Genomic DNA, 25,758 nt, shown 5'->3' with positions numbered 1-25,758 from the left:
AAAAAAAGTACACAGAGTTGCCCTGTGTACTTACAAAATGGTATGGATATCCCGTAGAGCGATACGATTTCCTTCTACAACATACCTAACCGTACACATAGCAAATAAACCGTATAAAAACGGTGTTTACAATATGTATAGGATCAGTACAGTTGTAGAAATGCCATGTATCTTTCGCTCCTTTCAAGTACTTTCATCGTATCGGGTTCCATTTGAATTGTCAAACATGATTAATAAACTATGAATCGGGTAAGGAACAACATAGATTGGAGGTAATTTGAATGAAAAAGATTGGTGCATTATCTTTCGCAAGTGCGTTGTTGCTCATGTTGATAGGCTGTGGAACAGATGGCCAGAAAGAAGAGCCTACCGTAAAAGACGAAGCACTTGCGGTAAGTGGGAATGAAACGAACGCGCAAGGTGAAACAACTTCCCAAAAGGCAACAACCAAGAATCAAAACAATGACTCTTCCAATCAAGACATGCTGCAAAGTATGGATGAACTTGACTATGCAGAATTTGAATTGGAAGTTGAATACGCAGGCGATACCGAATATGAAGTTGAAATTGAGACGAAAAGTGTAGGTAATGTAAAAGCCGAAATTGAAGACTCATTGAATCATGTCGAGAAAAATGGTACAGAGGCATTCGATGAATTATATCCTCTTGTTCAAAAGTTGACTATTACACAGCAAACGAACAAAGATGAAGCCATTTCGGAAGTGTTGAAAACCTTTAACCTACCGGAAGACTATACGAAATTTGATTTGGAAATCACCTTCAATGATGGGACGAAAATAGAATTTGAAGATAAGAAAAAATAAGTTAAAAGCGAGCCTCTCACCGATCATTCGGGGAAGGCTCGCTTTTATGTGTTCTTATTTAAGGAAGTCTATGATTTCATCCATTAAACCTTTTGCCAAAGGAAGAGTAGGGTCCATATAAGTTGCCAAGTTACCTACCTGATCTTCAGGTGCTTCCTTCAGAATATGGTTCATGTTTTGGATAATAACGAGCTTGGAATCCTTTTTGCCATCATGAAGCTGTTCAGCATCAGCGACCGGCACTTGAAAGTCCCTTGTTCCGTTAATAATAAGAACAGGTGATGAAAGCTTTTGAAGCTCTTTCACAGGGTCATATTTCAACCAAGAAATCATATAGGGCTGGGCGGATGGGCGGAATAGACTTTGGAGCTCAGGGCTGATTTTTTCCACCTGTTCGCCTTTCTTCAACTTTTGCAAAATATCATCCGATTCTTTCAGTAAGTTCACAGGAAGCTGTGGTTCAAGCTGCTCAAGTAATACCTGATCGATCGATCTTCCGGCACCTGCAATGGATATGAATGAGTCCGCATCTGTTTTTTCAGCGGCTACCATTCCAATTAATGATCCTTCACTATGGCCAATAATACCGACCTTTGAAAAACGATTATCATTTTTGGCGAATTGTACCCACGCAGCTGCGTCATTGATAAAGTCATCAAATAGAATATTCTCCTCATTGCCGCTTAAACTTTGGTTTTCTCCAACACCCCGTTTATCAAAACGAATACTTGCAACGCCCTTATCGGCAAGCTCTTCTGCAAGCATTTTTAAGCTGTTGTTTTTACCGGGTATTAGCGGTGAATTCCCATTATGATCTGTAGGTCCGGAGCCCGCGATAATGACCATTAGTGGGAAAGGGCCATCACCTTTAGGGACTTCCAGTACGCCGGTCATCTTACCTTCTTCCAAATCGATTTGTACAGCTTCACCTGTATCCGGAGTCTCTTCCGTACTACCTTTAGTCAATTGTAGTGGAAAGGATTGGCCTTGTTGGGTGAAGGTTCCTGATACTTTATCCTTCTCGACACTGCCATCAATCGTAATCTGTTGTCCAGGAAGCGTCATTTGAATGACTAAGTCAGATCCCTTTAATTCCACACTTGCCAGCGGATACTTTTGCAGCCCTTGTGAGGGAATGCTAATTGTTCCATCTTCCTTTGTGAACGTGAACGATACTAACAATGGTTGATTTGGAATATTGATGGTTCCGTTCCATATCCCTTCAATTGATCCCAAAGAATCCATCTCCTTTTCTTTTTTACTGCACCCAGCAACTAATAAAATAGCGCTTATAAATATACATAAAGTTAGTGATAATCGTTTCATTTGGTCCTCCTTCAATCAATTCTGTTATATCTGTATTATAACAAAATGATTGGATAAGTAAAGAATTTCGAATTGGTGTCAACCAGACTCATATAAAGGAGAAAAAGCCCATCCATAATTTCTTTCGGATGGGCTGTGTATTCATATTAGATAAGGCTTTTTACTACCTTTGACATCGTTCCGCCGTCAGTTTTTCCGGCAAGGAGTGGTTTAGCAATTTTCATGGCGTCGCCCATGTTCATACCTTTTGTAACACCTGCTTCCGTTAGAAGGGCGGCAACTTCTTCCTCGCTTAATTGTTTCGGCAAGAATGATTTAAGCAATGCTAATTTCGCTTTTTCCTGTTCGATCAAGTCTTCGCGCTGGGCCTTTTCAGCACCTTCCAACGCCTGATTTGTCTGTTTGATTTCGCGGTTTACAATCGCGACTTCCTCTTCTTCAGACAGAGCAGAACCTTTTTCCTTTTCAGCAAGGTCAAGTGCCGACTTTAACAGTGTCAGTACCCCTTTTGAAAGAACATCCTTATCTCTCATCGCTTGTTTCAGTTGTTCAAAAACAGTTATTTTTAACACCTTTAAGCCTCTCCTTCCGTAATTGGATGGATATATCTGTCCAATTGTTTTATTGAAAAAATTATAGTGGAGGCTTCTCTGAAATGCAACTGTTGGCCTTAGCTGGAGCTGAAGATATACCCCATTAGCCTAAATTCTCTTTTTTATTGGAAGGCAAAGTTCCATCCTAATGTGATTAGAATCCAACTCCTTGAGGTCGTCAGAGTATACCTCCACTCCGTAATCACCAGCAATCTGATATTCAGAGTTCCTTACCCAGTTATAAAGTGCGCCATATAAATTGCCAGCCTCTCCTTTTGGTCCTTCATATGTCGTTACTACATATAGCTGCTCAGGAAATTCAAAGCCTTTCATTCCTTCTGGTGCATTTGAGATGTCATCCACTTCCACTCCCGCAATCCATGTAAAGGGATCGGTTTCTGGATCGTAATTCGGTGGGTCGATAAAAATCCCATAACCAATTGAAGGTTTGACTCGATTTTTTACTTCATGAACCCGTTCATTGAAGTCATCATGCAAGGTAGTGATCAATTTCTTTTTTCGTTCCTCATGTAATAAGACGGATAAGGTCATACCAACAACCTTGAATGCATCTCTTCGTTCTATTCGAATGTCCATATTCTATTTCCTTTCACTAATTATTTAGACGGCCAGCCACTCCAAATATCAAGTTTATTTCCATCCGGATCATATGCATAAAAATTAAGACCGCAGCTGCCATTATCTTCAATGTCTGAAACATTCGCCCCATTGTCTTTCATTCGAAGATATAGAAGATGAAAGTCATTCGCTTCGAGTGTAAGTGCGCTTTGCACAGTACCGCTTGTTTCTAAGTAGTTGAGGGTCGTTGGCTTGGCAGTTTTGATTAAAAAAATTGATGTACCTGAGGGAATTCGAAGTTGTGCTTGATTCACAGTGATGGGCGCTGTTAATTCCAATCCAAGATTATTAGTATACCAATAAGCCGTTTTTTCCATATCTGTTGTAGGGATATAAACGCAGTTGATTTCTTTCACGTTCCCCAAAATGTATGCCCCCTTATAATAGTCTTTCATATTAATTGTAAACTATGATAGAATTTTTGCAACACTCTAAAAGTAACGGGGTGAATAGTTAAAACTTTTCATGAACAGGGGAGGGGGGGTAGGATGTATAACAATAGGGCACGGCATATCTTCATGGTTATTTCCATTGTTATTTTAATTATGTCACCGCTTTTATTGTTGCCATTGCCTACTTTTATTGCATCAAGTATGCACGGATTGTTAGCGTGGGTTGTCTTTGTACCAGGTAAGGCATATCTATTATATGGGTTTGGGTTCCTGTTTCTATTTGGATCAGCATTTATCCTATTCTTATTGGACCTTAGCAAAATAGCTAAAATCAGTAGTATCGCAGCTTTGCTCATAAGCATCGCATTTTATGCAAGCGCTCCTCAGAACTATGCGTTGTTTGCGGATGATTCAATTGCTTTTAGGGAGTCAATTTGGAAGGATCGTCAATCATACACTTGGGATGAGCTGGAGATTGTAAATTTCGACCTTTCGGTAATAGATTTTCCAAAGTATGAATTTAGGTTTAAAGACGGCAAAGAAATAGCGCTTCCTGAAAATAGTCACATAAGGGTATTTCGTTCTGCGATTGAAGGAAAACTGAAGGAACATCGTGTAGAATTTGTGAAAAGGTACTATTGAAAAATAAAGACTGAAACAATAAAGACCGCTGATTCAAAGTTTCAGCGGTCTTTTTGATTAAATTTTCTTCACGAACTCTGATTTCAATTTCATTGCACCAAAACCATCAATTTTACAATCAATGTCATGGTTGTCATGAGCACCGTCGACCAATTTAATGTTTTTAACTTTTGTCCCCTGTTTAACGACACTTGAGCTGCCTTTTATTTTGAGGTCTTTGATGACGGTGACTGTGTCGCCGTCATTTAGGACATTGCCGTTTGCATCTCTGATAACAGCCTCTTCAGCTTCGGCCTCCTGTGATTCCAACGTCCATTCGTGCGCACATTCGGGGCAAACAAATAGGTTACCGTCTTCATACGTATATTCAGAATTACATTTTGGGCAATTTGGTAGGTTTTCCATAATTTCTTTCCTCCATTTATTAGTTATACATATACTATAGCAGACATTCAGATTAAGCCAAGTTGGCTTGGAGAAACGGGGTCCCGCCAAATGCATTTGTATATCTTTGTGCTATTTGGTATATTATAAGCAATATGGAATCTAAGAAGTGGCCAAGTAAATGGAAATTGTGAGACAGAAAGTATAGCAACCTGTTGAGAGCTATACCACCGCTTTTCATTGAACCCCTACCACGGAGATGTCATGAAAACATGACCGGGTCGTTTTCGTTATCGAACGTTCGAGGGCCTTTTTTTTCAGGCCGAATGAAGGTGGTACCACGTCTATCCAGCGCAAAGACGTCCTTATTTTTAGGGACGACTTTGCGCTTTTTATTATTCAAGGAGGGAAAATAGATGAGCAATCAGAAAAACGACTTTTCAAAATGGTACATCGACACAATCCAAAAGGCAGATTTGATGGATTATACGCCAGTCCGTGGATGTATCGCTTTTAAACCAGACGGCTACGAAATTTGGGAACATATCCAAGCAGAAATGGACAGACGATTTAAGGAAACGGGGCACCGTAATGCGTATTTCCCGATGTTGATACCTGAGTCGTTCTTCCAAAAAGAGAAGGATCATATCGAAGGGTTCTCACCAGAGCTTCCATGGGTGACAGAGGCGGCGGGCGAAAAGTTGGAAGAGCGTCTTGCACTTCGTCCAACGTCTGAAACAATGATTGGTCATTTGTATTCTGATTGGGTGAAAAGCTACCGTGATCTCCCGGTGTTGATCAACCAGTGGGCGAACGTGTTCCGTTGGGAGAAAAAAACATTGCCGTTCATTCGGACGTCTGAGTTTTTATGGCAAGAAGGGCATACTGCGCATGCCGACGAGGAAGAAGCGCGTGAAGAGACAATGCAAATGTTGAATATTTATAAGGAAGTTGTTGAGGAGTTGCTTGCAATTCCAGTTTACGACGGCCAAAAAACACCTTCAGAACGTTTCGCTGGTGCGGTTGACACGTACTCAATCGAAGCGATGATGAAGGACGGGAAAGCTGTACAAGCTGGAACTTCCCACTATTTGGGTACGAAGTTCGCGGAAGCGTTCGACATCAAGTATTTGACGAAGGAAAACCGTCATGAATTCGTTCATACAACTTCATGGGGAACTTCAACGCGTCTAATCGGCTCAGTCATCATGGTGCACGGCGACGAACAAGGTCTCGTATTGCCACCACGAATCGCACCGACACAAGTTGTGTTGATACCGGTTGGTCCTTGGAAGAAGAACCCTGCTATCATGGAAAAGTTGGAAGAAGTGTTTGCTCAATTGAAGGCGAAGGGTATCCGCGTACGTCTTGACGATTCCGACCAATCACCTGGATTCAAATTCAACGAGTGGGAGTTAAAAGGTGTACCGGTTCGCGTTGAACTTGGACCACGTGATTTGGAGAACAATCAAGCGCTAATGAAGGCGCGCGATGAGGATGAAAAAGTTGCTGTCGATTTGACAAATCTTGTTGCAAGTATTGAACAGGAATTGCAAACGATGCAAACACGCCTGCTTGAAAAAGCACGCGCATTCCGTGCAGAACATTCTCATACACATATCGATGATCTTGAAGGATTGAAGAAACATATAGCGGATTCATCTGAAAAAGGCGAAATCCCTGGATGGGTCCTTGCTGGTTGGTGTGGCGACGATGCGTGTGAAGAGAACGTGAAGGAAGAAACGAAGTTTACGACGCGTAACATTCCATTCAATCCACCTTCTGAGAAATCTACTTGCGTTAATTGTGGAAAAGAAGCGAAGCATACTGTCTGGTTTGCAAGAGCGTATTGATTACTGAATGAAAAAAGCTGCCGTCCGATGTGACGGCAGCTTTTTGTATTGGATAGTGGCCATTAAATGGCTAAGTGGTGATAAACTCCTTTTAAGTGTCGCGTCACTCTCCAACAATTTCCCTCATTCTTCCTAAAAACTCATCCCCTGACATGATTCGCGCGCCGCCGCCTTGCACAAACGCATCCTTTCCGCCGCCTTTTCCGTTAATCAGAGGCAGCACAGCAGAGGATACCTCCTTCATACTGTCCTCGACAGCTGCACCTCGAGCGGCTACAAATTGTAGTTTCTCTTCATTATCCGCAACAAGAAGGGCGATGATCGAGTCATCGTTTGCAACAAGCAAACGAGCTAATTTTTGAAGCTCCTGGACAGTTCTATCGGTAAAAGAAGCAGCCACGATCTTTCCATCTCGACTAACAAGTAGCTCGCTCGCTTCAAACTCCAACAAAGCACCCTTCGCATCTTCCAAAGATTTCTCCAAAGCTTGATTTGTCGCCAAAAGCTTTTCTATGGCATTGCCAACTCCATCTTCCGGTGCGCTCAGCAATTTAGAGGCGATTGATAGCTCTTCGTGTTTGCGACCTAATTGTTCAAGCACTCTTCCGCCGCATACAAAATGGACACGGACTTGTCGTTTTTGCCTTTCGGTCGATAATATTTTGATCATCCCGACTTGTCCGGTTGAACTTGGGTGCGTGCCGCCGCATCCGTTGTAATCGAACTCGGGTATGATGACTAACCTGATTTCATCAGTGACCGATAGCTGTTTTCTTAGTGAAAATTGGGCAAGTTCATCCTCGGTAGGATCCCATTTTGTTTCAATCGGACGATTTTCCAAAATGATTGCATTCGCAAGCTTTTCCACGGCCGCTAACTGATCTGTCGAAACGTCCTCAACGTCCAAATCGATGGAAACGACGTCTTTTCCCAAATGAAAACTGACTGTCTGGAACCCGAAAAGTTCAACAAACGAGGCAGTCAAAATATGTTGCCCTGCATGTTGTTGCATATGATCGAAGCGGCGTTCCCAGTCGACAACGCATTTAACTTCACCTTTGGAGTTAAACTCCTTTTCAAGAAAATGACGGACCTCACCGTCCACTTCCTCGACGTCGATTACCCGAACACCATTAATCAAACCTGTATCATGCGGTTGTCCACCGTTAGTCGGGTAGAAAGCAGTGTTATCAAGTACGATATACTGCCGTCCAATTGCATCTTCACCTTTATGTAAAATCGAAGCTGTAAATGTCTTCAAATAAGCGTCTTGATAATAAAACCGGTCTTTTAACATTCCACCGTCTCCTTGGCATTAATTTGTCTAAAAGTATTGTACACCAAAACGAAAAGGCTTCTCACTTATTTAAGTGAGAAGCTCCGGTCATTTTTTGAGTATAGGGAAAGGATCCATTCTATGATAGCGTCATATTTTTCTTTCCACAAAATTCTTATCGCAACTGTTAGCAATAACAGGAGTAATAGACCGATCAGCGAAACCCAGAATACTATTCTAAAGAATAGCAACTCTTGAAGCCCCCCGATTGCAATGGATATTGTTAGGCTACTAATAAATACGATAGAAAAGACAGGAATCAATTGGATGAAAATATCATAATTCCTTTTCTTAAGATATCCCATTATGAATGGTGTGGTGAATGCTACAAGGACGATATACGTTAGTATTATTAACGTATCGAAAACTCTCATAAAAATATCCAATTTTCAAACCCCCTCGCTATCTACTTTTTAGCTATACCCCGTTTTGCTATAGAATATGCACTTATCTTCATGAATCTTCATTTCTTCGACAAAAAAGAGAGTGAATGTAGCTTCACCCTCTTCATGAGTTCTATTCCACAATTTCAAAGCTCTCTAACATATGCCAAAATCTTGCGCCATGTCCCTCGGCGGCTTCAAGGAAATACTTCTTGGTAATAACAAAGCTTCCTTCTTTACCGTTGCTAATAACGTTGACATCGATAACTTTACCGTCCCATTTCGATTCAGTAAGTCCGTGTAGCCAGAAGCCTTCGACAGGTTCCGTTACCGATTCGACAGGTCGTAACTCAGGAAAGTCCTTCTTAAGTTCAGCCTCGATCTGCTTAACGAGTTCTTCCGGTTTAACCTCAGGATATTGTTTAATTTCCATGCTTACTTCGGGGTATTTTTCAGGAAGTGGTTCGATAGTTGTGATGATATCGGATTCACTACCTTTGACCATTTTATAGCGTGATTCATCAATATAAATGATGTACTCAGAATCCTTTCCTTCATTCAAATGAACATCTGTCGGCTCATCTTGTCCTTCAATACTTTGGATGATTTCTTTTTCGGGTGCGAACATGTCCTTAATATTTTTTATCAGTGCGAGTCCTGAGTCAGTTTGAAAAGTGAATGCAAGGACAATAGCGGCTGCCGCAATCATGATTGCTGGTGCCAATCGTTTTTTTCGTTTCATCTTACTTCTCCTCCGTTCAAATAATTCTTGGTTGATGCCGTTCCAAATCTCATCCTTTAAATCACTAACGTCTTTATCTGTCCGCTTAGCCAAGTCGTTCTTTATACGTTCGTCGAATTTGCTCATTGGAATTCACCCTCCTCTTCATTAGGCTGCAATTGTTCATGCAACTTCTTCCTTCCCTTGAATAATCGCGACTTGACAGTGTTTTGATTCAACCCTAAGATTTCTGCAATCTCTTTTTCTGAAAACCCTTTGACATACTTTAAGATGAGGGGAATTCTGTGGATGTCATCCAACGACTGGATCACATCATATAGATCTGATAATTGGTCGAAAGACTCTTCCGATAGGGAAGGATTATCCTCTATGTCAGCAAGCTCCAACTTGGCAACCTCTTTCTTCATTAACCGAAGACATTCATTCGTCAATATGCGATAGAACCATGGATCAAATGGAAGTTCGGGATTATAACTTCCGATTTGTCGAAAGACGCGGATGAATGTTTCCTGTACAGCATCCTTTGCCATTTCCCGATTGCGTGTAATGGCGGAGGCTGTTCGGATTGCCGCACCGGCATAGGCATCGTAAAATTGCCGGAAGGAAGCTTGGTCGCCTGCTTGTATTTGCTGTATCCATTTTTTCTCTAACACGCGGCACACTCCTTTCGAACAACATAGTTTGTTGCTCTTACTATATATACCCTCACTATTGCCGAAAAGTTTTCGGGACAACAGAAAAAATCCACATCATCTGTTTGCACGATGTGGATTAAAAGCTTTTTTCATTATTTTCAATTGCTTATCTGTTGTTAATTACCCTCGCAAGTAGTCAATCATATTAACCGCCGCCTGTTTGCCTTGTTGGACACAGTCGGGGACACCGACTCCCTCGTAAGCCGCACCGCAAAGGAAGATGCCGGGTTTCTTCACTGCAATCGCTTTTCTCAAATGAGCAAGTTCTTCCACGTGATTCACTGGATATTGTGGCATAGCTTTTATCGCCCTTGTCACTTCACTGAACAACGGTTCGGCTGTAATACCCATAATCCCTTCCAAGTCGGAACGAACTTTTCCGATCAGTTGCTCATCAGTTAACTGAACCCAATCTTGTGCCTGTTCATTCCCCACATAGCAGCGTAACAGAACTTTTCCTTTAGGGGCAGCATGCAGCCACTTCGACGAAGTCCACGTACAAGCGGTTAGGTCGAGCCCTTCCTTATGTGGGATGACGAATCCTGTGCCATTCAATGGGTAGGAAATTGCGTCTGCGTCAAATGCCAACGCAATATTCGCTACCGACACATAGCGGATTTTCTCAAGCCACTGGTTATCGGATATATTCGGCAAAAGCTTTGCTGATACAGACGCGGGGAGGGCCATGATGAGCCCGTCAGCCGTTATCGTTTCCTTCGTATCAAGCTGTATCTTATATTGCTGGCCATCCTGAATAATATTTTCAACCCCGCAATTCGTGAGTAGATTAACAGAAGGCATCTCTTTTACAAGGCGGTCAGTGAGTGTGCGCATTCCATTTTTATACGTTAGAAACATGCTCTTCTTCGCAACATCAGGAAGTTGGTTGTTTGGTGGGGCTTGCTGTCTGCTTCTCATCATCCCTTTGATCAAACTTCCATGCTTCTGTTCAAGCTGTTTGAAATGCGGAAATGTCGCCTTAATGCTGATTGTACGGGCATTCCCTGAATAGATTCCACCAAGGAGTGGTTCTGTTATACGTTCAAGAACTTCCTTGCCAAGGCGTCGCTCAACAAAATGTCCAAGTGATTCATCGGCCATCCCTTTGTGTCTTGGAAGGAGTAGATCCATTGCAGCCCGCATTTTACCTAATGGTGAAATGAGTCCCGTCTTAAGAAATGGGGTCATTTTTGTAGGAATTCCAAGCACAAGCCCCAATGGCATCGGGTGAAGCTTTTTATTGAGATATATGAAGTTTGCCCTTGCATTTGGATTGGTCCCGACCAATTCATCTTCCAAACCGAGTTCTTTTGACAGCTCGATAATCGGATATTTCCGTCCTAAAAAAGAATCTGGGCCTTTCTCGATGATAAAGCCATCCCGTTCGACTGTTTGAATTTTACCTCCCAATACATCGCTCTTTTCAATGACTTGAATGGCTAAGTCAATATTCTGCTCATCCGCCTGTTTCATCAAATAGTAGGCAGAGGTTAGTCCGGTAATACCTCCGCCAAGGATGACAATATGCTTCTTCACTTATCATTCACCGGCCTTTTCACGAAGAGCTTTTGGAATATAAGAGCATGAAGGATCACTTTCAAGATAGTCACCAGTCATTGCAAACGCCCTCGCCCTCGAGCCTCCGCAGATGCTATTGAACTCACAAACACCGCATTTTCCTTTCAACAAGGATTTATCTCGTAACTCTTTCATAATTGGTGAGTTTTGATAAATATCAGTAAGGGATTGTTCCCGGACATTTCCGCAGACAACTGGTAGGAATCCACTTGGGTATACTTCACCAATATGACTGATGAAGACAAAGCCATCCCCGTCATTCACAGGCTGAGGTGCCCGTCCTAAAACGTCTTTCCTTTTAATTTCTTGTCCAACTGTTTCACTAACAGTCCTCTGACTTTCTTGAAGGAATACCCTTCGGTAATGGGGTGCCTCTGTCGTCTTTACGCCATATGGCATTCTTTGTTGAATCTCATAAAGCCATTTCATAACTCTCTCATGTTCTTCCGGACTTATCATGTCTTTCTCCAAGCCGCGGCCGGTTGGGACGAGGAAGAAAGTGCTCCAAAGAACCGCACCCATTTCTTTCACTTTTTCAGCGATATTTTCAAGGTCGTGTAAATTGTAATTAGAGATTGTGGTGTTGACTTGTATCGGAATATTGAGCTCTTTTAAATATTCGATCCCTTTCATTGTTCGATCGAAAGAGCCTCTGGTGCCACGGAAATGGTCGTGGATTTCCGCACAAGACCCATCTAAACTAAAAGCCCAGCGTGACAATCCGACTTCCTTCGCTTTACGGATTGCTTCACGTGTCACTTTCGGTGTTGCACTTGGCGTCATAGACACAGGAAGATTTTTCTCTTCAATTGCATACTTGGCAAGTTCAAAAAGGTCTGGGCGCATCAAAGGGTCACCGCCGGTAAAAACGAATAATGGATTATCCATTAAAGCAATTTCATCAATTAACTTTTTCCCTTCTTCAAAAGATAGTTGACGAGGATCCGGATTATATTGTGCTTCCGCCCGACAATGTAAGCATCTAAGTGCACAGGCCCGCGTCACTTCCCATATTACGATGAAAGGATATTTATTATAGTCCCGTTCTTTTTGAAGATTCATTTCCTTGAACAAAACATTATTCATTAAAAACACTCCTATAGGATAGTTGTATAAACAATGATATGAATGATGACAGATATGAAAAACGTACACGTTTATCATAGAAAAGTTATAGAAGAGGCGCTGTGATATTCATCACACTATGTTGAAGAAGATTAAAATAAAATGGAATTTGTTATATACAAGTTAGAACAGGGGTGTTATACTGAGTCTATAACAAGTGGAAGGGTAGTGACTTGTATGGCAGAGTTAGCGAATATACCTTGGAATCTCATTTTACCGATTCTTGTATTACAACTTATCCTTATGGCGGTTGCGCTCATTGATGTTATTCGGCGTCAAAAGACGAACGGGCCATTCATCATGTGGATTTTCATCATCTTGCTAGGAAGTCTTTTAGGTTCAATTCTTTACTTCATATTCGGGAGGCGACAAGATTGACACAGTTGCTGCAAGTGAAAACCCTATCAAAAACATATGGGAGTCAAAAGAGCGCTGATTCAATTTCGTTCGTACTTGAAAAGGGCACGATAACGGCTTTGATCGGCCCGAATGGAGCAGGAAAGACGACAACATTGTCAATGCTTGCCGGTCTTGTCACACCAACTGAAGGTGAAATCTTATTTCAAAACAAACCGAAGGCGGATATCCGGGAATCCATCGGTTTTCTTCCACAATATCCAAAATTCTTCCCGTGGCTAACGGCTCTCGAGTTCACAGAAATGGCTGCACGTTTAAGCGGCGTAGATGCGAGGAAGGCAATGGACGATGCGAAGAAAACGTTGGAGTTTGTAGGTCTTGGAGAAGCAATGAAAAAGAGGACGGGGACTTTTTCCGGAGGTATGAAGCAACGTCTTGGCTTGGCGCAGGCAATTGTCCATAAACCGAAATTGCTTTTATTGGATGAACCGGTATCAGCGCTCGACCCAGTTGGACGCAGGCAAGTGATGAATTTATTGAAGGAATTACAACAGGAGACTACAATTCTTTATTCCACCCATATTTTGAATGATGCTGAGGAAATGACAGATCAGCTTTTGTTTTTAAGAAAAGGCGTTCTTGTGGAAAACGGGTCATTGGATTCTGTAAGGGAAAAATACGCAAATCCTCGTATTCTCATAGAGTTCGAGTCAAATGAGGAGGCGGGTCGCTTCGGCGATATGGTTTCTTGGGCATTTAATAAGGAAAGAAATCTAATAGTTATTGACGCCGCAAAGGAAAAGGTCGGTATGTCGGAAGTGCTTGCGTTGCTTAACTCTAAAAAATTTTTAATCCGTAAACTGGAATTGCAGACTGCAACCTTGGAAGAGATCTTCATGAAAGTGGTGATGGAGGAATGAAAGGATTAGGCGTACTTTTACAAAAGGAATGGCGTGAGAACGCACGGAATTTTAAATTGTATTGGATTCCAATCGTGTTTATCATCTTCGGAATCATAGAGCCAATCACGAATCACTATCTACCCGAAATCATGAAAAGTGTAGGGAACTTGCCGGAAGGGGCGGAGTTTACATGGCCGCAATTTAGGGGGGAAGATATTTTCATTTCATTGATGGGGCAATATCAGTTAATTGGAATCCTGATTATCATCCTTGCGTTCATGGGTTCTATTTCAAGTGAACGTAAAAGCGGAACGGCAACGCTTTTATATGTGCGTCCAATGTCTTTCGGAAGCTACTTTTTAAGCAAGTGGATTGTCATCAATGGAATCGTTTTAGGTAGCGTGTGGTTAGGATTCTTTGCCGCATGGTATTACGTTAATATCCTATTCAACCCAGTGGCTGCAGGAGATGTGTTTGCCTTTTTAGTGACTTATAGCCTCTGGATCATTTTTGCAGTAACAGTCGTTCTTTCATTCAGCGCATGGATGTCGACAGGTGGGACAGTAGGTTTATCTATAGTGGTGTTGTTAGTCTTACAAATAATTGATAGCGTCATTGGTGCCTTTTGGACAGTATCTCCATGGAAGGTCACAATGTATGCCTCAATGATGTTCTCATCCGTCTCAAATCAGTCAGGCTTTTGGATGAGTATAGGGTTAACTATTTTACTTACAATAGGATTAGTCATCTTTGGCATAAACATGGCGAAACGGAATGCGGCAAAAACTACGGTATAAAATCGGCTTTTTCGACATTTTTAGGAAAGTCGACAAGGTACGCGATGATAAAAGCAATGCCTCACACGGGAATCGGTGAGGCATTGCTTTTTATTTATACTTTTCTTCGCTGGATGAGTTGCTTTTTGTTTCATGATGGTGTTTCTCTTCATGTTGTTCCATTTTTAAATCCTCTAATGGAATCGGGTCGACTGTTTGCATGTCCTTGTGCATATCATAGATGCTTTCCTTCTCTGTTCGTAGATTTTCAGGGTTGTCCATGAAACGTCCTTCGGCATCTTTCCGGTTCTCTGAAGTAAAAGGCTTCTTTTTATTCAATAGAAAGCACTTCCTTTTTTCATAGTTATCTATTCTATTCACGTTTATAAAAGAAGCTAAACATATGTGTTTTCTGATGAAAGTAAGGGTAAAGTAAGGAAAACAGGTGAAAAAGGGAGTGGTTCGAAAAATGGAAAAGAGATATGTCGGTACGCAAAATAAAATTGACGCCGCGTTGTATAAGATTACTGAATTGAAGTCTCTCGGCTATTCGGAAGATCAGATTTCCGCAGTGGCTAATACTGATGATGACTTTGCGCAGCTTCGCAGGCAGACCTTCGTATCTTTGGATGGGCAAGGAAAGGAGGGCTTTCTTGATCGGTTCAAAGGAACATTTCTTGATAATCGGCCGAAACAGGCAAAATACTTCGAGGACATGGGCTTCTCAAGGGAAGAAGCCGAAAATATTTATAATGAGATGAAGCATGGTGGAATCGCGATTTTTGTCGATAATGTCGAACCGGATATAACAAGGGAAGGACGCGGCGGTGGAGAAGTCGAAGACACAGAAAGAGAAATTAGGGCATCAATGGTGGATAGAACCACGATGTTGCCTGCTGACGATATTTTAAAACCACGGGATGAGTATGGCGATTCTGTCCCGCGGATTAACACAGATAATTTATAATAATGTTCACTAAGGACGGGGTTTATTAATCCCCGTCTTTTTTATGTATGAAATATATGATGAAACGGACATGTTAGATGGTACATACAGGAAGGAGGAAAAAAGTATGGCTGATGAGCGAAAAGGTTTGTCGAGACGTGATTTTCTTAAAACGACAGGAATCGCAACCGGAGCATTGGTAGGGGGAGGACTGATTGGTGGGCTTGTTGGATACAACGTCAATAAAGGCGGAGTAGAAACAAAAAGCGGAACAAAAAATACAGGTAATCATGATGCAACCTCAGTTGTAGGCTTAATGTTCTTTACGAATCATGCTGATTTCAATCTGCTTTCCCAGGCCGTCGAACGTATTTTTCCAGAGGATGATCTCGGTCCAGGTGCAATCGGTCTTGGTGTGCCCTATTTCATAGACAACCAACTGGCAGGGAATTACGGCAGCAATGCACGGGAGTATATGATAGGTCCATTTTTCGCGGGTGAGGCGACACAAGGCTACCAAAGCAGGCTGACGCGTGCTGAAATGTTTAGGCAAGGGATTACCAAGATGGAGGAGGAAGCGCAAAAGCGCTATCAAAAACCATTCGTTGACCTTGATGGCAGTCAGATGGATGAGATAATCACTGCATTCCAAAAGAACGAGGTGGAGATGAAGGGCGTTTCTTCGGAATTCTTTTTCCGTGTCCTCCGACAAGCGACGTTGGAAGGCGCATATGCCGACCCGATCTATAACGGAAATAATAATATGGATGGCTGGAGAATGAAAGGGTTCCCGGGTCATCAGATGGCATATATCAATTTGATCGAAGATGAAAAGTTTCAAAAGATTGAACCGAAATCAATCAGTACTATGCAGCACTGACGGAGGAATGACAAGTGGCTAAAACAATGGATAAGGTAAATGTGGTAACGGTTGGAGTCGGTTGGATGGGGGGAATCATCGCCGCAGAGTGTGCGAAGGCAGGTCTGAAGGTTCGTGGATTGGAAAGAGGAAAACCACGGGGCACTGCTGATTATCAAATGATACATGATGAATATCGGTATGCTATCCGCTATGAGCTCATGCAAGATTTGTCGAAGGAGACAATCACGTTCCGCAATCATCGAAAAATGCGGGCGCTACCGATGCGTCAATTGGGCTCATTTCTACTTGGTGAGAATCTTGGCGGTGCTGGAACGCACTGGAATGGTCATACATTTCGCTTTTTACCGTACGATTTTCAAATTAAAACAATGACCGAGCAAAAGTACGGGAAAAACAAGTTATCAGCGGATTACTTATTACAGGATTGGGGAGTAACATACGACGAGTTGGAACCGTACTTCGACAAATTTGAAAAGACGGCGGGTATATCCGGAGAAAATACAAATCCTTTCGCAGGGAAACGGTCAAATGATTTCCCAACTCCTCCGATGAAACGGACGCCGATATTGAAGAAGTTTGAAACAGCTGCCTCATCATTGGGCTATCATCCATACATGCTGCCGTCTGCCAACTTGTCCGAGGCGTACGAAAACCCGGATGGCGAAGCAATCAACGCGTGCCAGTATTGCGGGTTTTGCGAACGGTTCGGCTGTGAATATGGTGCAAAAACATCTCCAGAAATTACTGTTGTACCGACAGCGATGAAAACAGGGAATTTTGATATAACATTCCATGCCAATGTTATCGAAATTCTCAAGTCCGGAAACAAAGTAACTGGCGTAAAGTATGTCGATACACAGTCTGGCGAGGAGTTCATCCAACCAGCAGATGTTGTCGTCCTAACAAGTTATGTGATGAATAATGCGAAATTACTTATGGTCTCCAATATCGGTGAACAATATAATCCCGACACAGGTAGAGGAACTTTGGGTAAAAACTATGGGTATCAAATTTTGCCGGGAGTAACCGGGTTTTTTGATGAACAGATGAATGTGTTCATGGGAGCAGGTGCTTTAGGCATGACGATTGATGATTTCAACGGAGACAGTTTTGATCATTCTAATCTCGATTTTATTCACGGGGCAAGCATTTCAATTACACAACCAGGAGTCAGACCGATCCAGACAAATCCGATACCACCGGACGTACCAGCATGGGGTGCAGAATTCAAAAAGGCATCTATTGAAAATTATACGCGCATGTTATCGATCGGTGGCCAAGGGGCATCCATGCCGCATAAGGAAAACTTCATGTCGCTTGACCCTGACTACAGGGATGCATATGGTGTGCCGCTATTGCAGCTGACATACAATTTCACTGAGCAGGACCGGAATCTGCATAAGTTCCTGACAGATCGTATTGCAGAGATTATGAAGGAAATGGGCGCGAAGACTGTAGTTCCAGGTAACCCAATCTCGGATTATGACATAGTTCCTTACCAAACAACACATAATACGGGTGGAACAATCATGGGGACGGATCCTGCCAATAGTGTCGTTAACACGTATTTACAGCATTGGGACGCAGAAAATCTATTCGTAGTAGGTGCAGGAAACTTCCCGCATAATGGCGGCTATAACCCGACTGGAACAATTGGAGCTTTGGCATATCGCGCAGCAGAAGCCATTCAGAAGTACAGCAAAACGGGAGGATCTCTCGTTTAAGAAAGGGAGAATATTGCTATGAGCTTAGCGAGTATTGGCGTACCCGGGTTAATTATTATCTTAGTTATCGTTCTTATTCTTTTTGGACCGCGCAAGTTACCGGAAGTTGGATCAGCAGTGGGCAAAACGTTAGCGGAGTTCAAGAAATCCGCACGTGACATATTGGACGAGGATGAAGTGAAAAAGGAACTGCCGAACAAGACGGATCCTTCATAAGTGGGTGAAGACATGGATCCTTATGGTGATCATCATAGAAAAATCTTAAGTCCACTTGATAAAAAAGAAATGAAGGAAAATAGTACGCAAAGGGAAGACAGTGTAACAACAGTAGAAGATTTGACAGACGTAGAGACTGCAAAAGTGGCAAATGTTGAGTCGGTGGAGCCGTTTGCCCAAGACCCTCCTTTAGTCGAGCATCTAACCGATCTTCGCAAACAGCTCATAAAAGGTGCAGGTGTATTCATCACCTTTTTCATCGCCGTATTTGCGACCATCAATCTATGGTTTCCGGTTGTCACGAGAGGCCACGAATTAATCGTCCTTGGACCGATGGAAGTCGTCGTTTTTTACATGTCCATCTCGACAGCACTATCATTTGGATTGTCGCTTCCCTTTCTTTGCCACTTTTTATGGCAATTCGTGAAGCCGGGCCTGAATCAGAAGGAACAGCAGTTTCTCAGTCTCTACTCGCCAGTCATGTTTTTATTATTCCTAGCTGGATTGGCATTCGGTTACTTCGTCGTCAATCCATTGAGCTACGGTTTCCTCACTTCATTAGGTGCGATGAACTTCAAGGTGATGGTATCAGCTCAGGAATATGCAAAATTCCTGCTCATGACGACGATGCCAATCGGCCTTCTATTCGAGCTGCCGATCGTCGCCATGTTCTTAGCCGCGATTGGCGTGTTGACAGCCGAAACCTTGCGAAAAGTGAGGAAGTGGTCCTATCTGATTTTAGCCATCGTCTCGGCGCTGATCACACCTCCAGACTTTGTCAGTCAGCTTATCGTTCTCATTCCGATGATGCTGTTATACGAGGCAAGCATCTTCATTGTACTTAATATGGAAAAGCGCAATGTTGCGGTCAATGAATAAAAACGAGAGGACGCATCTATACGCGCCCTCTCGTTTCATTCTATCCAAGGTCAGCTAAAAAGCCCGCCTAATAATCCTTTATTCCGGCTCGATGTCGTGGTAGAGGTGGAAGCGCGGGAACCTTTCTCCCCTCTAAGAGGAGTGGATCCAAACGTCTCAAATTGCTTGGACAATTTATCCCGAGCATCCTTGTTCCTCATCAAATATGCGGCACCCAATCCAAGAGCAGCCAAAGCCATTTTCTTTTTCATAATCGAAACCTCCTATTATTCTACTTAAAAAATACTTTCCCGATTTAGGAGACTCTAAACTACTTAAGCGATAGCCGTCGCTTTTGTGCGAGGGTCCATTCTTTCTGCTTTAGGGTCCATTCTTTTGCGCGAGGGCCCATTCTTTCAGCTTCAAGGTCCATTCTTAGTCAAGTCCTTAGTCTTGTGTAAATTCCCTTTAATGTTTTCAGGTTAATATAAGACGTTACAAATATGTTAGGCAATACTGGATATGCCTACGAAACTCTATCTCGCAACTTTACTTGGAGAGGCGGGCATGATAGCCTTGGCGGGAAAAGCCAGCCCTAACGGCTGGGTTTCCTGGCTTGGGACTCATGCCCGCAGAGGCTCCAAGTCAAGTTGCTTCACGATGCATCAAGTCTTACGACTTTTTAGCTGTAAACAATCGTTTATTCCAGTATTTATTTGATTCGACATAACTGATGAGTACGGCGCCAATCAACCTAAAAGCGGATTGGGTATTCGGGAAGATCCGGATAACTCTTTCACGCCTGCGGATCTCTTCATTCAGCCTTTCTACACCATTAGTGCTTCGTATCGACTTGCGATGGGCGATAGGAAAATTCATGTATTGGATTGAGTCTTCAAATCCCTCGTCAAGTATTTTTAATGCTTTTTGGTACTTGGGATTCTCTTCGTACTTTTCAAAGAACAGCTCTTTCAGACTTCGCACGGTGTCCATATCTTCTGCGGCAAATATGCTTTTTAGTAGACTGATTGCTTCCTGGTTGTCCTTTTTAGGGAAAGCTTCTACGATGTTGCGTTTGAAGTGGACATTGCATCGCTGCCAAGAGGTTCCTAAAAAATCCTCTTGAATGGCTTTTTTAAGACCTTCATGGGCATCGGAAACAACCAGTTTTGGTGATTGTAGACCTCTTGAAATAAGATGTTGGAAAAAGGAGGACCAACTCTTATAACTTTCGTTATGATCTACTTTCAACCCTAAGATTTCCCGACGACCTTCCTTGTCCACTCCCAAAGCGATGTAGACGGCTTTAGAGACTACACGGTTGTGCTCCCTAACTTTAATGTACATTGCGTCCACAAATAAGTAAGGATAAAAGTTTGTATTCAAAGGACGATTTGCCCATTCATTGACAATGGGATCCAGTTTCGCTGTAAGGGAGGAAACGAATGATTTTGACACACTCTTACCGCAAAGCTGTTCAACAATCTTGGTGACTTTTCGTGTTGACACCCCATTCACAACCATTTCAAGCATGGATAGAACAAGGGCTTGGTCACATCGCGCATATCTTTCAAAGACTGAGGGAGCGAAATCACCTTGGCGAGTACGGGGAACCTTCAAAGTAATCTTTCCGATACTCATGGTAAAATCACGCTCATAATATCCGTTTCGATAATCTACACGGTCGGCAGAACGCTCGTAGGACGCAGCGTTCAAGTACTCATCCCGTTCCATTTCCATGTATTCGTTCAGGACTAAAACGATTGTGGATTTGACGACAGCATCAATGTTTGAATTCATCACAGAGTCTTTTAAAACATCCATATCTAGGTTAAAATTAAGTTGGGCCATTTTCCATTCCTCCAAATGTTTATCGTGGTTGAAAACATTTTATCACAAGGGATGGAAAAGGCCTTTTCCTATTTACACAATTATATGGACTTAATCCCATTCTTTTGCGCGAGGGCCCATTCTTTCTGCTTCAGGGTCCATTCTTTCTGCTTCAGGGTCCATTCTTTTGCACGAGGGCCCATTCTTTATGCATCAAGGTCGATTCTTTTACGTTAGGGCCCATTCTTTCAGCTTCAGGGCCCATTCTCTCGCACAGAGGCCCATTCATTTCACTCCAATTAAAAACGGCACCCAAAATGGATGCCGAGTTTTCCGTGAGTCCGTTGACTTCTATGAATCAAGATGATCCATTTTTTGAGGTGAATGGTTCTGCGAGAGATTCAAACTGTTTCATCAGCTTTTCTCGGGCATTTTTATTTCGCATCAGAAATGCCGCTCCGATACCTAATGCCGCTACCGCCATTTTCTTCATAAAAACGCCACCTTCCTCACGTAGATGTGAATCAATGTTAAGATGCCCCACTTCTTAAAAGTTATCCGGATTATTTATATTTAAATTGATTTTATAAAGGATTTGTTATTTGAAAAATAAATTACGCTTTAGAGTAAATACCTATTGCTTTGTTACGTAATATAAATTACTATATGGAGTAAGGAGGGGAAATGATGGAAAGAGACAATCTCAGGCTGAATGTTTCATTATTAAGGAGAAGAGTGCCCAATTTAACTAGTGCCGCTAAAGCAGTTGGTCTAAGGCCTGCAACGGTTTCGAATTTGTGCACAGGGAAAATTTCAGTTGGTAAATCGGAAGTGAGGACGCTTGTTGCACTGGCTGATTTGGCGGAATGTAGTTTAGACGAATTGATAATCCGGGGGGAGAAGATTGAAATGATCGAGACGAAAATTAAAACGTTGGATTTATTTGCACCGTTGGCAAAAGGGGGCACGGTCGGTTTGGTCGCACGGAAAAACATGGGGCAGCTTGTTGTGTTGAGCGAATTGTTTTACCGCTTGAAGACAGAGGGATTTACAACAATATTGTTAATGCCAAAAGGGGATTTCCCGGAACTGTTAGACGTTTTGGGAAATGTGGACATCACAACACAATCTATTGATGAAACCTACGAAAAAATCACCGCACTTGGAACAGAAAAAGAAATTGCTTTTGCAGCAGATAAGGGTCATGTAGTTACTGGGGGAATTTACGAACTGCAAGAGCGTTTGCAGCAAATTGGAATGGAGTCGGTGACGACATTTCTTTTAGACTTGACCGGGGAAGTTATGGATGAAGAAATGCCATATGGCCCACTTGAAACACTATGGCAATTTGATGCGGATTTATCCGCAAGACACCGTTTTCCAGCTGTAAACCCAGTAGTATCGACTTCTTCCGTTTTGGAAGGCGCACATATGGATCAAAATCACTTCTTTATTCAACAAAGGGCACAAAAACTCCTACGTCGTTACCGTGAATTACGCTCACTTGTGAATGTGCGTGGCGAGGAGAATCTGCCAACGTCTGAAATGCAAACATTTAAACGTGGCGAACGTTTGGAAGCTTATTTGACACAGCCGTTTTACGTGGCAGAAGAATATACGGGTCAGAAGGGCGAGTCGGTAAACCTTCAAGATACATTGAAGGATGTTCAGGCGATTTTGGACGGGGCATATGACTCACAAGAATTAGAGCGCTTAAATTATGTAGGAAAGCTCTAACACATTTGAATTGGAGCTAACATTCAGATAAAATAACAATATGAGATTAAATGAGGAGTGACGCGGTCACTCCTTTTTTCGTGTAAAGGGGGATATCTGTGGAGAAATGTCGAAAAGTGGCTGATTGGATGGCGGGTTATGTCCGGCAATGGGGAATCGCTGGCGGTTGGGCGATAGATCTTTTTATTGGGAATCAAACAAGGGAGCATTCGGATATTGAAATCGCCATATCGCGTGAGGATCAACATCGGATGAGAAATTATTTAATGGATTGGAAATTCGACAAAGCGGTAAATGGGAAGTTGGCTAACTGGGGAAACGAGACGTTGGAGTTGCCGATACACGAATTGCACGGAAAACATCTCAACAGTGAAGATGCTCTCGAAGTACTATTGAATGAATTTGAAAAAGGTAAATGGGTGTTTAGAAGAGAGCCTCAAATAACTTATCCAGCCTCTTCGACGTTTTTGATTTCCAACTTAGGGATTCCAATCCTACATCCAATAATCGTTCTTTTATATAAATCCAAGAATACCCGGGAAAAAGATCATGCAGATTTTATAGCTGTTAAGGATATATTGAACGTTCAAGACAAGAAATGGCTTTGTCAGGCACTTGATATTCATATACCCGGTCATCCGTGGATTTCTGAATTGCGAGGTGGGATGGAGTGAACAAGGTTATGGTAATTGGAGTTTCTGCGGGTGCTGGCAAATCGACATTCTCACGTCGACTTGGCGAAATTACGGGAATCGAAGTCACTCATTTGGATCGACTTTATTGGCGGCCAAGATGGGAGGAAGCACCGAGGGAAGAATTTTCATCAGCCCAGCAAAAAATTGTCGAAAAGAATCGTTGGATAATAGAAGGTAACTATACATCTACAATCAACATTCGTGAACCTCATGCCGATACGGTCATCTACATCGAACTACCGATGCACGTTTGTCTATATCGCGTCATTAAAAGGCGTATTCAATATCACGGAAAAACTCGTGAAGATATGACGGAAGGCTGTCCGGAAAAGATTGACTGGGAGTTCATCAAATTCATAGTGACAACGTATAAACGCCGAAAAGTGAAAATGCATGAACGGATGGAACGATATGCGAATGAAGGGAAGACCGTTCACTACTTGAAAACAGCGGAGCAAATTGAAGGGTTTTTATCGACTTTCAAAATGCGAGGGATGAAAAATGAGGATTAAGCCAAAGCAAGATGCGCCCGGCATCCAATAACAAGCCCAGTCTGCTTTCACATTCCTACGTATCCTATACAACAACCCTTTCTCACGAAGGAGGTAAACGATGCGCTGGATAGACGTTTCTGTTGGAAAACATGAATTGAAATTGTATGACGGCAAGCGTCTACTAAAAAAATACCCGATAGCGGTTGGGAAAATGTTAACAGCGACGCCGAAAGGGACATATAGAATTATCAATAAACAACTAAATCCAGGTGGCCCGTTCGGTGCATTTTGGATGGGACTTTCCAAGCCGCATTACGGAATTCATGGAACAAATAATCCTTCCTCCATTGGGAAAAGTGTTTCCCATGGATGCATCCGAATGCAAAACAAAGATGTCCTCGAACTATCCTCATTGGTGCTGTTAGGAACAATAGTTAAAATTCATAAATAAAAAGCCGGTTGCTCAATTCGCAATCGGCTTTACTCGTTCGAAGAAGAAGAAACTGGTTCAATCCATTCCTTCGACCAATTTTCAATTTCCTTCATAATCGGGGTCAAGGACATTCCCTTCTCCGTCAATGAATATTCAATAAGCACTGGCGTTTCTGGGTAGACATTACGCACAACAAACCCACGTTGCTCTAAATCCTTAAGCCTTTCCGTCAACGTTTTTCCGCTCACACCTAATTTATCGGTCATCGTGCAGAAGCGTTGGGGACCGGACATGAGTTGATATAAAATCAATGCGGTCCATCGCTGGCTTAATATGGAAACAGTTTGCTCAAAGCGTGGACAAAGCTCGAATTCACTCATAAATAGCGTTCCTTTCAATTAAAATCGTTTTATGTTGACAATACTTATCATAACATATAAAGTTAGTTACATAAAGTAAGTAACTTACTGGGAGGAATAAATATGACATTTCATCAACCACCACATACGTATACCGGTGAAGTTTATTTGAAAGTGACTGATCTGGATAAACTAACGGCTTTTTATACAGAAATTATTGGATTTAAGGTTTTATCAAAGGAAGGCAATCGAGTGGCTCTAACTGCAGATGGCAAAAAGCCATTGATCGTATTGGAACAGCCTGAAAACATAAAACCGAAAGAATCGCGTCGCACAGGTCTTTATCACCTCGCGCTATTATTGCCAACACGCGCAGATCTCGGAAAAGCGATAAAGCATTTATCAAGGAACCAAATTCCTCTTGGAGCTTCAGATCATTTAGTGAGTGAAGCATTATATTTATCTGATCCAGACGGAAATGGTATTGAAATTTATCGTGACCGCAAACCGGAAGAATGGGAGTGGCATAATGATTTCGTTTCAATGAGCACAGATCCACTTGACGCACAAGGGATTGTTGAGGCAAGTGGTAATGAAGAATGGGATGGTTTGCCTGCGGACACGATCATGGGGCACGTCCATCTGCACGTTGCAAACCTACCAGAGTCTCAAGCCTTTTACGAAGCACTTGGATTTGAAGTAGTCACCCCTTATCCACAAGCATTGTTCATGTCAACCGGTAAATACCATCATCATATTGGGTTGAACACGTGGAATGGGGCGGGTGCTCCAGCTCCATCGGAAGATAGTGCAGGGATGCAGGCATATACGTTAGTATATCCTGAACAGAACAAACTGGAAGAAGCGATAAAGAACATTGAAGCACTTGGTGGAAAAGTGGATAAAGAGGATGAAACTTACTTTACAAAAGATCCGGCTGGAAACGGCATCGTCCTTCGAATTCATTAATAAATTGGTCAAGGAGCGCAGGCATCTATCTGCTGCTCCTTTTTTCATTCAATTTGAAACTTCCTTT

Annotated in this window: 32 protein-coding genes; 16 read left to right on the top strand and 16 right to left on the bottom strand. The window is 42.4% G+C overall.

Translation table 11 applies throughout. From position 1 onward, the window contains the following. The first annotated feature begins 281 nt into the window (after window positions 1–281). Window positions 282–824, top strand: a complete 543-nt coding sequence (locus tag NSQ43_RS01435; RefSeq protein WP_339252433.1) for a YusW family protein — start codon at window positions 282–284, stop codon at window positions 822–824. Window positions 825–878: 54 nt separating this feature from the next. On the opposite strand, the gene NSQ43_RS01430 is transcribed toward NSQ43_RS01435, so the two are convergent. From NSQ43_RS01430 to NSQ43_RS01415, 4 genes are all read right to left on the bottom strand, one after another. Then, window positions 879–2,150 (bottom strand): alpha/beta fold hydrolase, encoded by a 1,272-nt coding sequence (locus tag NSQ43_RS01430; RefSeq protein WP_339252432.1) that lies wholly within the window; start codon window positions 2,148–2,150, stop codon window positions 879–881. A gap of 146 nt (window positions 2,151–2,296) precedes the next feature. Beyond that, entirely contained in the window at window positions 2,297–2,722 is a 426-nt protein-coding gene (locus NSQ43_RS01425; protein WP_339252431.1) for a GatB/YqeY domain-containing protein, read from the bottom strand. A gap of 129 nt (window positions 2,723–2,851) precedes the next feature. Further along, window positions 2,852–3,340, bottom strand: coding sequence for a GyrI-like domain-containing protein (locus tag NSQ43_RS01420; protein ID WP_339252430.1), 489 nt, complete (start codon window positions 3,338–3,340; stop codon window positions 2,852–2,854). 20 nt (window positions 3,341–3,360) lie between these two features. Next, window positions 3,361–3,738 (bottom strand): VOC family protein, encoded by a 378-nt coding sequence (locus NSQ43_RS01415; protein ID WP_339254737.1) that lies wholly within the window; start codon window positions 3,736–3,738, stop codon window positions 3,361–3,363. A gap of 132 nt (window positions 3,739–3,870) precedes the next feature. Between NSQ43_RS01415 and NSQ43_RS01410 the strand changes: the two genes are divergently transcribed. Next, on the top strand, window positions 3,871–4,416 hold the full coding sequence (locus NSQ43_RS01410) for a hypothetical protein (protein WP_339252429.1): 546 nt from the start codon (window positions 3,871–3,873) through the stop codon (window positions 4,414–4,416). 57 nt (window positions 4,417–4,473) lie between these two features. Here the strand turns inward: NSQ43_RS01410 and NSQ43_RS01405 are convergent, their stop codons facing one another. Then, the gene (locus tag NSQ43_RS01405) at window positions 4,474–4,821 is read right to left on the bottom strand and encodes a zinc ribbon domain-containing protein YjdM (RefSeq protein WP_339252428.1); all 348 of its coding nucleotides are present in this window, start codon (window positions 4,819–4,821) and stop codon (window positions 4,474–4,476) included. Window positions 4,822–5,216: 395 nt separating this feature from the next. Between NSQ43_RS01405 and proS the strand changes: the two genes are divergently transcribed. Further along, window positions 5,217–6,653 carry a proline--tRNA ligase gene (proS, locus tag NSQ43_RS01400; RefSeq protein WP_339252426.1) on the top strand — a complete coding sequence of 479 codons (1,437 nt, stop codon included), beginning with the start codon at window positions 5,217–5,219 and terminating at the stop codon, window positions 6,651–6,653. Window positions 6,654–6,756: 103 nt separating this feature from the next. Here proS and NSQ43_RS01395 read toward each other — a convergent pair whose 3' ends face one another. The 6 genes from NSQ43_RS01395 to NSQ43_RS01370 all read right to left on the bottom strand — a co-directional run bounded on the left by NSQ43_RS01395 (window position 6,757) and on the right by NSQ43_RS01370 (window position 12,473). Further along, complete coding sequence (locus NSQ43_RS01395; protein WP_339252424.1) at window positions 6,757–7,950, bottom strand: DHHA1 domain-containing protein; 1,194 nt, start codon at window positions 7,948–7,950, stop codon at window positions 6,757–6,759. A gap of 65 nt (window positions 7,951–8,015) precedes the next feature. Further along, window positions 8,016–8,375 carry a hypothetical protein gene (locus NSQ43_RS01390; protein WP_339252422.1) on the bottom strand — a complete coding sequence of 120 codons (360 nt, stop codon included), beginning with the start codon at window positions 8,373–8,375 and terminating at the stop codon, window positions 8,016–8,018. 130 nt (window positions 8,376–8,505) lie between these two features. Beyond that, a complete protein-coding gene (locus tag NSQ43_RS01385) occupies window positions 8,506–9,240 on the bottom strand; it encodes a hypothetical protein (protein ID WP_339252420.1) in 735 nt (244 codons plus the stop codon). Further along, window positions 9,237–9,767 (bottom strand): RNA polymerase sigma factor, encoded by a 531-nt coding sequence (locus tag NSQ43_RS01380; protein WP_339252418.1) that lies wholly within the window; start codon window positions 9,765–9,767, stop codon window positions 9,237–9,239. The genes NSQ43_RS01385 and NSQ43_RS01380 overlap by 4 nt, the downstream gene beginning before the upstream one ends. 162 nt (window positions 9,768–9,929) lie before the next feature. Continuing rightward, a complete protein-coding gene (gene hemG / locus NSQ43_RS01375) occupies window positions 9,930–11,345 on the bottom strand; it encodes a protoporphyrinogen oxidase (protein WP_339252416.1) in 1,416 nt (471 codons plus the stop codon). A gap of 3 nt (window positions 11,346–11,348) precedes the next feature. After that, window positions 11,349–12,473 carry a TIGR04053 family radical SAM/SPASM domain-containing protein gene (locus NSQ43_RS01370; RefSeq protein WP_339252414.1) on the bottom strand — a complete coding sequence of 375 codons (1,125 nt, stop codon included), beginning with the start codon at window positions 12,471–12,473 and terminating at the stop codon, window positions 11,349–11,351. Window positions 12,474–12,689: 216 nt separating this feature from the next. Between NSQ43_RS01370 and NSQ43_RS01365 the strand changes: the two genes are divergently transcribed. From NSQ43_RS01365 to NSQ43_RS01355, 3 genes are read left to right on the top strand one after another with little or no spacing between them, the layout of a single operon-like run. Further along, window positions 12,690–12,890, top strand: coding sequence for a PLDc N-terminal domain-containing protein (locus NSQ43_RS01365; protein WP_339252412.1), 201 nt, complete (start codon window positions 12,690–12,692; stop codon window positions 12,888–12,890). After that, a complete protein-coding gene (locus tag NSQ43_RS01360; RefSeq protein WP_339252410.1) occupies window positions 12,887–13,789 on the top strand; it encodes an ABC transporter ATP-binding protein in 903 nt (300 codons plus the stop codon). Before NSQ43_RS01365 ends, NSQ43_RS01360 begins: the two co-directional genes overlap by 4 nt. After that, window positions 13,786–14,568 (top strand): ABC transporter permease subunit, encoded by a 783-nt coding sequence (locus tag NSQ43_RS01355; protein ID WP_339252408.1) that lies wholly within the window; start codon window positions 13,786–13,788, stop codon window positions 14,566–14,568. Before NSQ43_RS01360 ends, NSQ43_RS01355 begins: the two co-directional genes overlap by 4 nt. Before the next feature lie 90 nt (window positions 14,569–14,658). Here the strand turns inward: NSQ43_RS01355 and NSQ43_RS01350 are convergent, their stop codons facing one another. Further along, a complete protein-coding gene (locus tag NSQ43_RS01350) occupies window positions 14,659–14,886 on the bottom strand; it encodes a hypothetical protein (RefSeq protein WP_339252406.1) in 228 nt (75 codons plus the stop codon). A 130-nt stretch (window positions 14,887–15,016) separates the two neighbouring features. On the opposite strand from NSQ43_RS01350, the gene NSQ43_RS01345 reads away from it, so the two are divergent. The 5 genes from NSQ43_RS01345 (at window position 15,017) to tatC (ending at window position 19,195) form a co-directional block, all read left to right on the top strand. Further along, window positions 15,017–15,514 carry a general stress protein gene (locus NSQ43_RS01345; RefSeq protein WP_339252404.1) on the top strand — a complete coding sequence of 166 codons (498 nt, stop codon included), beginning with the start codon at window positions 15,017–15,019 and terminating at the stop codon, window positions 15,512–15,514. Window positions 15,515–15,620: 106 nt separating this feature from the next. Next, window positions 15,621–16,373 (top strand): gluconate 2-dehydrogenase subunit 3 family protein, encoded by a 753-nt coding sequence (locus NSQ43_RS01340; protein ID WP_339252402.1) that lies wholly within the window; start codon window positions 15,621–15,623, stop codon window positions 16,371–16,373. A 14-nt stretch (window positions 16,374–16,387) separates the two neighbouring features. Next, window positions 16,388–18,100 (top strand): GMC family oxidoreductase, encoded by a 1,713-nt coding sequence (locus NSQ43_RS01335; RefSeq protein ID WP_339252400.1) that lies wholly within the window; start codon window positions 16,388–16,390, stop codon window positions 18,098–18,100. Window positions 18,101–18,118: 18 nt separating this feature from the next. Then, on the top strand, window positions 18,119–18,316 hold the full coding sequence (gene tatA / locus NSQ43_RS01330; RefSeq protein WP_339252398.1) for a twin-arginine translocase TatA/TatE family subunit: 198 nt from the start codon (window positions 18,119–18,121) through the stop codon (window positions 18,314–18,316). Window positions 18,317–18,328: 12 nt separating this feature from the next. Then, window positions 18,329–19,195 carry a twin-arginine translocase subunit TatC gene (gene tatC, locus NSQ43_RS01325; protein ID WP_339252396.1) on the top strand — a complete coding sequence of 289 codons (867 nt, stop codon included), beginning with the start codon at window positions 18,329–18,331 and terminating at the stop codon, window positions 19,193–19,195. 50 nt (window positions 19,196–19,245) lie between these two features. Here the strand turns inward: tatC and NSQ43_RS01320 are convergent, their stop codons facing one another. From NSQ43_RS01320 to NSQ43_RS01310, 3 genes are all read right to left on the bottom strand, one after another. Next, window positions 19,246–19,446, bottom strand: a complete 201-nt coding sequence (locus NSQ43_RS01320; protein WP_339252394.1) for a hypothetical protein — start codon at window positions 19,444–19,446, stop codon at window positions 19,246–19,248. Between the two features lie 400 nt (window positions 19,447–19,846). Then, the gene (locus NSQ43_RS01315) at window positions 19,847–21,025 is read right to left on the bottom strand and encodes an IS256 family transposase (protein WP_339250818.1); all 1,179 of its coding nucleotides are present in this window, start codon (window positions 21,023–21,025) and stop codon (window positions 19,847–19,849) included. 337 nt (window positions 21,026–21,362) lie between these two features. Further along, window positions 21,363–21,497: a hypothetical protein gene (locus NSQ43_RS01310; RefSeq protein WP_339252392.1), complete on the bottom strand. Its 135-nt coding sequence runs from the start codon at window positions 21,495–21,497 to the stop codon at window positions 21,363–21,365. Between the two features lie 191 nt (window positions 21,498–21,688). On the opposite strand from NSQ43_RS01310, the gene NSQ43_RS01305 reads away from it, so the two are divergent. The 4 genes from NSQ43_RS01305 (at window position 21,689) to NSQ43_RS01290 (ending at window position 24,381) form a co-directional block, all read left to right on the top strand. After that, window positions 21,689–22,741, top strand: a complete 1,053-nt coding sequence (locus NSQ43_RS01305) for a hypothetical protein (RefSeq protein WP_339252390.1) — start codon at window positions 21,689–21,691, stop codon at window positions 22,739–22,741. 98 nt (window positions 22,742–22,839) lie between these two features. Further along, window positions 22,840–23,415 (top strand): hypothetical protein, encoded by a 576-nt coding sequence (locus tag NSQ43_RS01300; protein WP_339252388.1) that lies wholly within the window; start codon window positions 22,840–22,842, stop codon window positions 23,413–23,415. Beyond that, window positions 23,412–23,948: a topology modulation protein gene (locus tag NSQ43_RS01295; RefSeq protein ID WP_339252386.1), complete on the top strand. Its 537-nt coding sequence runs from the start codon at window positions 23,412–23,414 to the stop codon at window positions 23,946–23,948. The genes NSQ43_RS01300 and NSQ43_RS01295 overlap by 4 nt, the downstream gene beginning before the upstream one ends. Window positions 23,949–24,048: 100 nt before the next feature. Beyond that, the gene (locus tag NSQ43_RS01290) at window positions 24,049–24,381 is read left to right on the top strand and encodes a L,D-transpeptidase (protein WP_339252384.1); all 333 of its coding nucleotides are present in this window, start codon (window positions 24,049–24,051) and stop codon (window positions 24,379–24,381) included. A gap of 29 nt (window positions 24,382–24,410) precedes the next feature. Here NSQ43_RS01290 and NSQ43_RS01285 read toward each other — a convergent pair whose 3' ends face one another. Beyond that, window positions 24,411–24,743, bottom strand: coding sequence for a helix-turn-helix domain-containing protein (locus tag NSQ43_RS01285; protein ID WP_339252382.1), 333 nt, complete (start codon window positions 24,741–24,743; stop codon window positions 24,411–24,413). Window positions 24,744–24,845: 102 nt separating this feature from the next. Between NSQ43_RS01285 and NSQ43_RS01280 the strand changes: the two genes are divergently transcribed. Further along, window positions 24,846–25,691 carry a VOC family protein gene (locus NSQ43_RS01280; protein ID WP_339252380.1) on the top strand — a complete coding sequence of 282 codons (846 nt, stop codon included), beginning with the start codon at window positions 24,846–24,848 and terminating at the stop codon, window positions 25,689–25,691. The last annotated feature ends 67 nt before the right edge of the window (window positions 25,692–25,758 follow it).

The organism is Sporosarcina sp. FSL W8-0480, assembly GCF_037963765.1.
Classification (GTDB): domain Bacteria; phylum Bacillota; class Bacilli; order Bacillales_A; family Planococcaceae; genus Sporosarcina.
This window is presented reverse-complemented; position numbering and strand designations above follow the sequence as displayed.